9 protein-coding genes are annotated in these 11,578 nt (G+C 72.0%); 1 reads left to right on the top strand and 8 read right to left on the bottom strand.

Annotated elements, in window-relative coordinates:
* Window positions 1–5: 5 nt before the first annotated feature.
* Window positions 6–1,934, bottom strand: coding sequence for a phosphoenolpyruvate carboxykinase (GTP) (locus tag ACFRFH_RS13780; RefSeq protein WP_382463570.1), 1,929 nt, complete (start codon window positions 1,932–1,934; stop codon window positions 6–8).
* A gap of 116 nt (window positions 1,935–2,050) precedes the next feature.
* Between ACFRFH_RS13780 and ACFRFH_RS13775 the strand changes: the two genes are divergently transcribed.
* Entirely contained in the window at window positions 2,051–3,508 is a 1,458-nt protein-coding gene (locus ACFRFH_RS13775; protein ID WP_382463569.1) for a helix-turn-helix domain-containing protein, read from the top strand.
* 142 nt (window positions 3,509–3,650) lie between these two features.
* Here the strand turns inward: ACFRFH_RS13775 and ACFRFH_RS13770 are convergent, their stop codons facing one another.
* The 7 genes from ACFRFH_RS13770 to ACFRFH_RS13740 form a co-directional block, all read right to left on the bottom strand.
* Window positions 3,651–4,430 (bottom strand): 3-hydroxyacyl-CoA dehydrogenase, encoded by a 780-nt coding sequence (locus tag ACFRFH_RS13770; protein ID WP_382463568.1) that lies wholly within the window; start codon window positions 4,428–4,430, stop codon window positions 3,651–3,653.
* Window positions 4,431–4,453: 23 nt separating this feature from the next.
* Entirely contained in the window at window positions 4,454–5,638 is a 1,185-nt protein-coding gene (locus tag ACFRFH_RS13765; RefSeq protein WP_382463567.1) for a thiolase family protein, read from the bottom strand.
* Window positions 5,639–5,703: 65 nt separating this feature from the next.
* Window positions 5,704–7,167 carry an NAD-dependent succinate-semialdehyde dehydrogenase gene (locus tag ACFRFH_RS13760; protein WP_382463566.1) on the bottom strand — a complete coding sequence of 488 codons (1,464 nt, stop codon included), beginning with the start codon at window positions 7,165–7,167 and terminating at the stop codon, window positions 5,704–5,706.
* Between the two features lie 49 nt (window positions 7,168–7,216).
* Window positions 7,217–7,678: an Lrp/AsnC family transcriptional regulator gene (locus tag ACFRFH_RS13755; RefSeq protein WP_382463565.1), complete on the bottom strand. Its 462-nt coding sequence runs from the start codon at window positions 7,676–7,678 to the stop codon at window positions 7,217–7,219.
* A gap of 51 nt (window positions 7,679–7,729) precedes the next feature.
* Window positions 7,730–8,455 (bottom strand): alpha/beta fold hydrolase, encoded by a 726-nt coding sequence (locus tag ACFRFH_RS13750; RefSeq protein ID WP_382463564.1) that lies wholly within the window; start codon window positions 8,453–8,455, stop codon window positions 7,730–7,732.
* A gap of 29 nt (window positions 8,456–8,484) precedes the next feature.
* On the bottom strand, window positions 8,485–9,273 hold the full coding sequence (locus ACFRFH_RS13745; protein ID WP_382463563.1) for a thiamine pyrophosphate-dependent enzyme: 789 nt from the start codon (window positions 9,271–9,273) through the stop codon (window positions 8,485–8,487).
* A 93-nt stretch (window positions 9,274–9,366) separates the two neighbouring features.
* On the bottom strand, window positions 9,367–11,550 hold the full coding sequence (locus ACFRFH_RS13740) for an MMPL family transporter (RefSeq protein WP_382463562.1): 2,184 nt from the start codon (window positions 11,548–11,550) through the stop codon (window positions 9,367–9,369).
* Between the last annotated feature and the right edge of the window lie 28 nt (window positions 11,551–11,578).

Raw genomic sequence — 11,578 nt, 5'->3', positions numbered from 1 at the left:
TGGGGTTACGCGCGGAGCTGGTAGCGGAGGGAGGCGAGCTCGGCCCGGAGGGCGGCGGGGACGCGGGTGCCGAACTGCTCGAAGAACTCCTCGGTGAGGTCGCACTCGGCGAGCCAGCTCGCGGTGTCCACCTCGAAGAGCTCGGCGACGTCCTCGGCCGGGAGGTCCAGGCCGTCGAGGTCGAGCTCCTCCACCAGCGGGAGGCGGCCGATCGGCGTCGACGCGGCGCCGGCCGTACCCTCCACCCGGCGGGCGATCCACTCGATGACGCGCGAGTTCTCGCCGAACCCGGGCCACAGGAACCGGCCGTCGTCGCCCTTGCGGAACCAGTTCACCTGGAACACCGCCGGCGCCTTCGAGCCGAGCTTCTCGCCCACCTCGAGCCAGTGGCCCCAGTAGTCGGCCATGTTGTAGCCGCAGAACGGCAGCATGGCGAACGGGTCGCGGCGCAGCTCGCCGACCGTGCCCTCGGCCGCAGCCGTCTTCTCGGACGAGATGGTCGCGCCGATGAAGACGCCGTGCTTCCAGTCGCGGGCCTGCGCCACGAGCGGCACGTTGGTGGCGCGGCGGCCGCCGAACAGGATGGCGTCGATCGGCACGCCGTCGACCGCGTCCCAGTCGTCCGCGATGCTCGGGCACTGCTCGGCCGACACGCAGAACCGGGAGTTCGGGTGCGCAGCCGGGCGTCCGCTCTCGGGCGTCCAGTCGTTGCCCTGCCAGTCGATCAAGTGCGCGGGCGGGGTCTCGGTGAGGCCCTCCCACCACACGTCGCCGTCGTCGCGGAGCGCCACGTTCGTGAAGATCGTGTTGCCCCAGAGGGTCTCGACCGCCGTCTTGTTGGTCAACTCGCCTGTCCCCGGCGCCACGCCGAAGAAGCCCGCCTCGGGGTTGATGGCGCGCAGCCTCCCGTCAGCGCCCTGCCGGAGCCAGGCGATGTCGTCTCCGATGGTCTCGACCTTCCAGCCCGGGATGGTCGGCTGCAGCATGGCGAGGTTCGTCTTGCCGCACGCCGACGGGAACGCCGCAGCGAAGTGGAACGGGCGCCCCTCGGGCGAGGTGACCTTGACGAGCAGCATGTGCTCGGCCAGCCAGCCCTCGTCGCGCGCCATCGCCGAGGCGATCCGCAGAGCGAAGCACTTCTTGGCCAGGATGGCGTTGCCGCCGTAGCCGGAGCCGTAGGACCAGACCTCGCGCGTCTCCGGGAACTGGACGATGTACTTGGTGGTGTTGCACGGCCAGGACACGTCGTCGTGGCGCACACCGGCGTCGTCGATCAGCGGCGCGCCGACGCTGTGCACGGTCGGCACCCAGGGCTGCCCGGCGTCGATGAGGTCGAGCACCGCGCTGGTCACGCGGGTCATCAGCCCCATGCTGACGGCCACGTAGGCGGAGTCGGTCAGCTCGACGCCGACCTGCGAGATCGGGCCGCCGAGCGGACCCATCGAGAACGGGACGACGTACATCGTGCGACCGCGCATGCTGCCGGCGAAGACCCCGCGCAGCTCGGAGCGCATGGCCTCCGGCTCGCGCCAGTTGTTGGTGGGGCCGGCGTCCTCTTCTTTGAGGTAGCAGATGAAGGTGCGGTCCTCGACGCGGGCGACGTCGCCCGGGTCGGTGCGCGCCAGGAAGCTGTTCGGGCGCCACTCCGGGTTCAGCCGGATGAGCTTGCCCTCGGCGACGAGCTCCTTGGTCAGCCGGTCGGCCTCCCCCGGCGTGCCGTCGCACCAGACGATGCTCTCGGGCTCGGTGAGTTCGGCGATCTCGGCGACCCAGGCGCGGAGGCCGGCGAGGCCGGTCGGGCGGGTCGGTGCGGTCGATTCGGTGGCAGGCGTGTGGCGGGCGGCCGGGGTGGAGGCCGCGGGGTACGCGTGCGTCTCGTGGTCGGCGTCGGCGTCGTGTGCCTGGTCGGTCAGCGGGAGCTCGGCGATGGACATTCCGTCGTCCTCTCGGTTGGAAAGATCGGTGCGTGAATCCAGGATCGAGCAGGATTCATGGTCACGGGTGAGAATCTGCACGTAAAGAATCGCGATTCTTTCGCTATTGTGAAGGGATGGACTCCCTCGCCACCGAAGCGGCGACCGCCGACGTCGCCACCCTCGGGCACCGCATCCGGCACTTCCGCACCCAGCGCGGCCTGACCCTGGACGAGCTCGGCGCCGCCGCCGGGGTCGCCGCCAGCCAGCTCTCGCTGATCGAGAACGGCAAGCGCGAGCCGCGCGTCTCCCTGCTCGGCACGCTCGCCGCCGCGCTCGGCGTCCCGCTCGCCGAGCTGCTCTCCGCCGAGCCGCCGGACGCGCGGGCCGCGCTGGAGATCGAGCTCTCCCGCGCCCAGAAGGGCTCGCTGTACGGCTCGCTCGGCCTCCCCGCCGTCAAGCCGACCAAGGGCACACCGACCGAGACGCTGGAGGCCCTGGTGGGCCTGCACCGCGAGCTCGCCCGCCGCGCCAGCGAGGCGATCGCGACGCCCGAGGAGGCCAGGCGGGCGAACACCGAGCTGCGCGAGCGGATGCGCAGGCAGGACAACTACATCCCGGAGATCGAGCGGCTCGCGGAGGAGCAGGTGCGCGCCTCAGGACATGTCCGCGGCGCGCTCACGCACCGCGAGGTGAGCGTGATGGCCGAGAAGCTCGGCTTCGAGCTCATCTACGTGGACGACCTCCCGCGCTCCACCCGCTCGATCACCGACCTGGAGAACGGCCGCATCTACCTGCCGCCGGCGTCCATCCCGGGCGGCCACGGCCTCCGCTCGATGGCGCTGCAGGCGATGGCGCACCGGCTGCTCGGCCACGAGCGCCCGGCGAGCTACGCGGACTTCCTGCGGCAGCGGCTGGAGATCAACTACTTCGCGGCGTGCGCGCTGATGCCGGAGGCCGCGGCCGTGGCGTTCCTGCAGCAGGCCAAGAAGGAGAAGGACGTCGCCGTGGAGGACTTCCGCGACGCGTTCGGCGTCACCCATGAGGCGGCGGCGCTGCGCCTGACGAACCTGGCAACGCGGCACCTGGACATGCCCCTGCACTTCCTCCGCGTCGGCGACGACGGCACGCTCTACAAGGGCTACGAGAACGATGGCCTGCCCCTCCCGACCGACGTCACCGGCTCCATCGAGGGCCAGACGGTCTGCCGCAAGTGGGGAGCCCGCAACGCGTTCGCGCGCACCAACCGCACCACGGAGTTCTACCAGTACACCGACACCCCGGCCGGGACGTACTGGTGCTCGACGCAGACCGGGAGCACGGCCGACGGAGGCTACTCGATCAGCGTCGGCGTCCCGTTCGACCAGGCCAAGTGGTTCCGGGGCCGGGAGACGACGGCGCGCGCCGAGTCCCGCTGCCCGGACGAGTCGTGCTGCAAGCGGCCGGCGACCGAGCTGACCGGACACTGGTCGGGCAAGGCGTGGCCGAGCGCGCGCCTGCACGCGCACATCCTGTCGCCGCTGCCGTCGGGGTCGTTCCCCGGCGTGGACGACTCCGACGTGTACACGTTCCTGGAGGCGCACTCCGGGATCTAGCCGCCGGCACATTCGTGCCGAATGTCGCTTTTCGCGCTGGCAGAGCGACGATTCGTGCCGAATGTCGCCTCTCCTCGGAGCGACGATTCGTGCCGAATGTTGCTTTTCGCGGGGGCGGAGCGACGATTCGTGACGAAAGTGGTTACTTGGGCTGCATGCGGATGGCGCCGTCGAGGCGGATGGTCTCACCGTTGAGCATGGGATTCTCCACGATGGAGCGCACGAGGTGCGCGTACTCGGAAGGGCGCCCGAGCCGCGACGGGTGCGGCACCTGCGCCGCAAGGGAGTCCTGCGCGGCCTGCGGGAGGCCGGCCATCATCGGCGTCTCGAAGATGCCGGGCGCGATGGTGACGACGCGGATCAGGCTGCGGGCGAACTCGCGGGCGAGCGGCAGCGTCATCGCGGCGACGCCGCCCTTCGACGCCGAGTAGGCGGGCTGGCCGATCTGGCCGTCGAACGCGGCGACGGAGGCGGTGTTGACGATCACGCCGCGCTCCTGGCCGCCGGGGACCTCCTGGCCGAGCGGTTCGGTCTCCGCCATCGCGGCAGCGGCGAGGCGCACGACGTTGAACGTGCCGATCAGGTTGACCCGGATGACGCGCTCGAAGCTCTCCAGCGGGAGGACGCCGTCGCGGCCGAGCACCTTCTGGGCGGTGGCGATGCCTGCGCAGTTCACCACGACCCGCAGGGGGCCGAGGGAGCCTGCGGCGTCCACGGCGGCCTGCACCTGCTCCTCGTCCGTGACGTCCGCGGCGACGAACCGGGCGTGCGGGCCGAGCGCGACGGCGGCCTTCTCGCCCTCCGAGCTGGGCAGGTCCAGGATGACGACGCGCGCGCCGGCCTCCGTGAGCGCCCGGGCGGTGGCGTTGCCGAGGCCGCTGGCGCCGCCGGTGACGAGCGCCGAACATCCGTCGATCTGCATGGGTGATCCTTTCGAGAGGGTGGCTACAGGCGTTCGATGAGGGTGGCGTTGGCGGTGCCGCCGCCCTCGCACATGGTCTGGAGGCCGAAGCGGCCGCCGGAGGCCTCCAGCTCGTTGAGGAGGGTGCCGAGCAGGCGCGTCCCGGACGAGCCGAGTGCGTGGCCCAGCGCGATCGCGCCGCCGCGCGGGTTCATCCGCGCCGGGTCGGCGCCGAACTCGCGCAGCCACAGCAACGGCACCGGCGCGAACGCCTCGTTGACCTCGTACGCGGCGATGTCCTCCAGCTTCACACCGCTGCGGTCGAGGAGCTTGCGGGTCGCGGGGAGGATGCCGGTGAGCATGAACAGCGGGTCGCTGCCGGTCACGGCGAACGAGTGGAAGCGGGCGCGCGGCCGCAGTCCCAGCCGCGCCGCCGCCTCAGCGCTCATGATCAGCGCGGCCGAGGCGCCGTCGGTCAGGGGCGACGAGTTGCCCGGCGTGATCCGCCAGTCGAGCTGCGGGAAGCGCTGCGCGAGCCGGTCGGTGCGGAACGACGGCGACAGCGCCGCCAGCTTCTCGGCGGTCGTCCCCGGCCGGATGGTCTCGTCCGCCACGACACTCCCGCTGTCCGGCGTCGGCACGGGCACGAGCTCGCTCTCGAACGCGCCGGAGGCCGCCGCCTCGGCCGCGCGCCGGTGCGACTCGGCGGCGAACGTGTCGAGCTCCTCCCGCGGGAACCCCCAGCGCTCGGCGATCAGCTCCGCCGAGACGCCCTGATTCACCAGTCCCTCCGGGTAGCGCGCGTGCAGCAGCTCGCCGCCGAGCGACGCACCGCCGAGGTTGGAGCCCATCGGCGACCGGCTCATCGACTCCACCCCGCAGGCGATCGCGATGTCGTAGGCGCCCGCGATCACGCCCTGCGCGGCGAACGCGGCGGCCTGCTGGCTGGAGCCGCACTGCCGGTCGATCGTGACACCGGGCACGCTCTCCGGGAAGCCGGCGCTCAGGAGGGCCGTGCGCGCGATGTTGCCCGCCTGCTCCCCCGACTGCGTCACGCAGCCGGCGATCACATCGTCGACCAGCGCGGGGTCGAGGCCGTTGCGGTGCACCAGCTCGGCCAGCACACCGGCGAGCAGGTCGGCCGGGTGGAGGTCGGAGAGCTCTCCGCCCGGTTTGCCGCGCCCGGAGGGCGTGCGGACGACGTCGACGATGACGGCTTCGGTGGCCATGATGGTGCGCTCCTGGGCTCGGTGGTGGACTGGGCTCGATGGTGAACTGGGCTCGGCGGCGGGATTCAGACGCTGAACGGGTCCGGCGTCAGGGTGTACTTGGTGCTGAGGTACTCGTGGATGCCCTCGAGGCCTCCCTCGCGCCCCAGCCCCGACTGCTTCACACCGCCGAACGGCGCAGCGGCGTTGGAGACGACGCCCACGTTGAGTCCCATCATGCCGGTCTGCAGCCGGTCGATCATCCGCTGGCCGCGGGCGAGGTCCTTCGTGAACACGTACGACACGAGCCCGAACTCGGTGTCGTTCGCGATCCGCACCGCCTCGTCCTCGTCGCGGAAGCGCACGATCGACAGCACGGGTCCGAAGATCTCCTGCCGCAGGATCTCGCTGCCCGCCCGCACGTCGGTGACGACGGTGGGCTCGAAGAACGTGCCGGGCCCGGAGACCCGCGAGCCGCCCGCGAGCACCAGCGCACCGCGCGAGACCGCGTCTTCCAGGAGCTCCGCGGCCTTGTCGACGGCGTCCGCGTTGATGAGCGGGCCGATCGTGACGCCCGCCTCGGTGCCGCGGCCGATCTTCATCGTCTTCACCCGGTCGGCGACCCGGCGGGCGAACTCGTCGGCGACGTCCTCGTGCACGATGAACCGGTTGGCGGCCGTGCATGCCTCCCCGATGTTGCGGAACTTCGCGAGCATCGCGCCGTCCACCGCCCGGTCGAGGTCGGCGTCGTCGAACACCACGAACGGGGCGTTGCCGCCGAGCTCCATCGAGGTGCGCAGGACGTTCGCCGACGCCTGCTGCAAGAGCTTGCGGCCGACCTCGGTGGAGCCGGTGAACGACAGCTTCCGCAGCCGCGGGTCGGCGATGATCGGGGCGGAGACCTTGCCCGACGTGGAGGTCGTGATCACGTTGAGCACGCCGGCGGGGAGGCCGGCGTCCTCCAGCAGGCGCGCGAAGTAGAGCGTCGTGAGCGGGGTCAGCTCGGCCGGCTTCACGACGACGGTGCAGCCCGCGGCGAGCGCCGGCGCGATCTTCCTGGTCGCCATCGCGAGCGGGAAGTTCCACGGCGTGATCAGTAAGCACGGCCCCACCGGGTGCTGCGAGACGATCATGCGGCCGGTGCCCTCGGGGTTGGTTCCGTAGCGGCCGGCGATGCGCACGGCCTCCTCGGAGAACCAGCGCAGGAACTCGCCGCCGTAGGTGACCTCCCCGTTGGACTCCGCGAGCGGCTTGCCCATCTCCAGCGTCATCAGCAGCGCGAACTCCTCCCGGCGCTCCTGCAGCAGATCGAACGCGCGGCGCAGGATCTCGCCACGGGCGCGGGGCGGGGTCGCCGCCCAGGCGTCCTGAGCGGCCACCGCGGCGTCGAGCGCGCGCGTGCCGTCCTCCACCGACGCGTCCGCGATCTCGCGGATGAGGTCGCCGGTCGCGGGGTCGTAGACGTTCAGGGAGCCGTTCGATCCCGGCAGCCATTCGCCGCCGATGAACAGGCGGTCGGGCACACGCTCCAGCAGGGTCTTCTCGTCCATCGTCACTCCTCGTCTCGTGTCGTGCTGTCGGGTGTCCCCGCCGGTGCGCTCACTCCTCCACCGCGGACTCCACCAGCGGCACGCTGCGGTGCTCGATCGTGGTCTCCAGGGCGATCACCGTGGAGGTGCGGCTGATGCCCGGCTCGCTCAGGATGCCGCTGATCACCCGCTGCAGGTCGGCGTTCGAGCGCGCGACGACCCGGATCAGCAGGTCCCCGGCCCCGGTGACGGTGTGCACCTCCAGGACCTCGGGGATGCCCCGCAGGTGGTCGATGACGGAGAGGTCGCTCTGGGCGATCTCCGCGGTGATGAACGCCGTGACGGGGAAGCCGAGCCGGAGGCTGTCGATCGTCGGCGCGAAGTCCTTGATCACCCCCGTGCGCTGCAGCCGGTCGAGCCTGGCCTGCACGGTGCCGCGCGCGACGCCGAGCCTCCTCGAGGCCTCGAACACGCCGAGCCGTGGCTCCTCCGTGAGCAGCGCGATGAGGTCGGCATCCAGCTTGTCGATCATGCGGGCACTCCTTCGCTCCTCGCACATCGTACGACCCGCCGAGCGCGTCTCCTACAGGCTGACCGAAGCTCCCAGGAAGGGAAGAGCAGCCTGCTTGAAGGCGCGGGCACTGAGTGCCGTGATGTGGTTGCGGCGCGGCAGCAGCACCAGCTCGGCGCCGAGCAGCCGTGCGGCCTCGTCCGCGTCCGCCGCCACCGGGTCGGCGTCCCCGGCGACGACCAGGGTGGGCACCGTGGAGGCCAGCGGCAGCGGATGCTGCGCCATTCCGGCTGCGCAGGCCGCAAGGGCCTCGCGGTCGACCCCGGGGGCTTCGCGCAGAGAGTTGAGCAGGGGGGCCAGCGGGGCGTCGGCCGGAAGCGTGTCCGCGCCCTCCAGGATCGCCCGCCGCACGGCCTCCACGCCCCAGTGGGCGAACTGCTCGACCGTGCCGACGCCGCCGACGACCAGGCGGCGGACGCGCTCGGGCGCCATCCCGACGAGGGCCAGGGCCACCCAGCTCCCCATCGAGTACCCGATGACGTCGACGCCGTCGAGGTCCTGCTCGTCCAGCACGGTCAGCAGGTCCGCCGCGAGCAGGTCGGGCGAGTAGGCCGCCGGGTCGTGCGGCGCGTCGGACGCGCCGTGGCCGCGCAGGTCGGGGACGACAGCGCCGCGGCTCGCCTGGGCGAGCGCGGCGACCCAGCCGGTGGACTCCCAGGTGAGCGCGCCGGTGGTGGCGAAACCGTGGATCAGAAGGACGGGGTCGGCCCCGGGATGGCGTTCGACGTGGATGCGCATGGTCCCATCCTCGCCGATCGCGGCCGGGTTCAAGCGCGGACGGTGAGCCGGGCGCGCAGCCGGTCGGCGAGCGCGTCGGCGGTGTCGGCGACCTCGGCGAAGTAGCCGTCGTCCACCGTCCCGGTCAGGCGCAGGCGCTGCTCGCAGACCACGAGCGGGTCGCGTGCCGGCCAGGCGGTCGGACCGGGCAGCACGGCGTCGATCAGGACGGGCCCCGCGCCGGACCGGGCGAGGTTCAGCGCCTTCACGGTGGCGTCGTGGACGGCGAGCGCGTCGGCGCCGTCGACCAGCAGGACGGGCATCCCGGCCCCCTCGGTACGGCCGGAGCTGGACAGGAAGACCACCGGCAGGGCGGAGGTCCGAGCGGTCGTCAACGCCGTGCGCAGCTCCGCCGCCGATCCGGCTCCGGAGCCGAGCGGGGTGAGGGCGCACCCTCCTGTGCGGTCGAGCTTCGCGCAGAGCGCCCAGCCGACGGCGTGGACCACGGGCCCTTCGACGGCGTCGGCGCCGCGCGGGGACCGTAGCACGGCCGCGGGGTCGGCGCCGAGGGCGATCGACATCCCCGGCTCGTGGGCGGTCGGGAAGGCCCGGTCGCGGGAGGTCTGCAGCGCGAGCGCCGCGCCCACCTGCACCGCCTCCCGGCCGCGCGAGTCGACATAGCCGGGGAGGACGCCGTGGCCGCGCAGGGCGACCGCTTCGCGATCGAGGCGCCGGACGGTCGCCAGGGTCCGGTACAGCCGGCGGAGCAGTGCGGCGACGTCGGCGCCCGGTCCGCCGATCGACGCGCCGAGGGCCGGCTCGAGGATCGTGGGGGTCATGCAGGCCACTCTGACCGACCGTCGCGGGGGCGGCAATGCAACAGCGACGGGGCGTGCATCCTGCTCATCCGAGCAGCGGTCGGCCGCCTCCCGCTATACAGGCTGCCGAGGCGACCGCCACAGCGTCGACGGCCACCAGATCGCGCGCCCCACGTCGTACGACACCGCGGGCACGAGCAGCGAGCGCACCAGCACCGTGTCGAGCAGCACGCCGAACGCGACGATGAACGCGATCTGCACCAGGAACAGGATCGGGATGACCGCGAGGGCCGCGAATGTCGCCGCCAGCACTACCCCCGCCGACGTGATGACGCTGCCGGTCATGCCGAGCCCGCGTAGGATGCCGGGCCGGGTGCCGAGCCGCAGGGACTCCTCCCGCACCCGCGTCATCAGGAAGATGTTGTAGTCCACGCCGAGCGCGACCAGGAACACGAAGCCGAACAACGGGACGCTCGCGTCGGCCCCCGGGAAGCGGAACAGGTGGTCGAACACCAGCGCGGAGACGCCGAGCGCCGCGGCGTAAGACAGCACGACGCTGCCGATCAGCAGCACGGGAGCGAGGATCGACCGGAGCAGCAGCATCAGCACCAGCAGGATCACCAGCAGCACGATCGGGATGATCCGCAGTAGGTCCCGCTGCGCTGTGTCGTTGGTGTCGAGGGCGATCGCCGTGACGCCGCCGACGAGCACGCCGGACCCGGCCGCCGGGAGGTCGCGGCGCAGGTCGCGGACCACCTGCTCGGCCGCGGACGAGTCGGGCTGCGCTTTCAGGGTCGCCTGGATGAGGACGCGGCCGTCCTTCACGACCGGCGACTGGGCGCTCTGGCCCGGCTGGGCCGGCCGCACGTTCCCGGCGTACAGCGTCGCGGCCGAGATGCCGTCGTTCTGCTTCGCGGCGGCGAGCACGGCGTCCCCGTCGGCCTCCTTCGCCACGATCACCACCGGCGCGCCCGACCCGGCGTCGAAGTGCTTCGCGAGCACCTTCTGGCCGTCGACGGCGTCCGACTGGGTGAGCACCAGAGCGGTCTGCTCGACGCCGTTCGCCTTGAGCTGCGTCAGCCCGAACGCGCACGCGACGAGGACCACGAACGACACGATCCAGGTCACGCGCGGCCGGTGCGCGATGAGGAGGCCGACGCGCCGCCAGACGCCGCGGATGCCCTCCAGCCCGGCGACCCGCTCCGCCCCCTCGTGCTTGTGCTCGTGCGCGTGCTCGGCGCCCGCGTACTTCGGCCGGAACGGCCAGAACGCCGCCCGCCCGAACACCGCGAGCAGGGTCGGCAGCAGCGTCAGCGCCGACAACAGCGAGAACACGATCCCGATCGCGGCGATCGGGCCGAGGCTCTTGTTCGAGTTGAGGTCGGAGAACAGCAGGCAGAGCAGCGCGAGGATGACCGTGGCGCCGGAGGCCAGGATCGGCTCGAACGCCGCTCGCCACGCCGTCACGATCGCGGTCCAGCGCGACTCGTGCTGCTCCAGCGCCTCCCGGTAGCGGGCGACGAGCAGCAGCGAATAGTCGGTGGCCGCGCCGATCACCAGGATGGAGAGGATCCCCTGGCTCTGGCCGCTGAGCTTGATCCACCCCCAGAGCGCGAAGAGGTAGACGACGAGGATCGCTGCGCACAGCGCGAACACCGAGGTGAGCAGCACCAGGACCGGCAGCAGCAGCGCCCGGTACACCAGCAGCAGGATCACGAACACGGCTCCGACGGCGACCAGCAGCAGGATGCCGTCGATGCCGCCGAACGCGTTGACCAGGTCGGCGGTCAGCCCGGCCGGTCCGGTGACCCAGCCCTGCGTTCCGGAGGGCAGCTCGCTCTTCAGGACGCTGCGCAGGTCGGCGACGACCGTCTTCACGTTGTTGGTGTCCGCGACCGGGACGATGAACTCGACCGCCCTGCCGTCCTGCGAGGGGATCGGCCCCGCGACGCTCGTGCTCTGGCCGGACTCCGGAACCTGCACCCCCGTCACGTCGCCGAGCTTGGCGCCGAGGGCGGCGAACGAGGCGAGGTCGCTCGGCGGGATGGTCGACCCGGACTGGATGACGACGATCGCGGGGACCGCCTGCGAGTCGGTGAAGCGCTTCTGCCAGTCCTGCACCGCGGTCGACTCGGCGCTGGCCGGCAGGAACGCGGCCTGGTCGTTGCTGGACACCCCGGAGAGCTTGCCGAAGGTGGGGCCGCCGAGGCTTCCGGCGATGAACCAGATCACGATGACGACGGTGGGCAGCACGATGCGCAGCCAACGGGCCGGAGTCCAGTCGGATCGGGTCTTCATCTGCGCGCCTCCGGATTAGCTAGCCTGG

Origin of the sequence: Leifsonia sp. NPDC056824 (genome assembly GCF_042789575.1) — a bacterium.
GTDB lineage: Bacteria > Actinomycetota > Actinomycetes > Actinomycetales > Microbacteriaceae > Leifsonia.
Note: the sequence above shows the minus strand (reverse complement) of the source record. Positions and strands in the feature narration are given on the sequence as shown.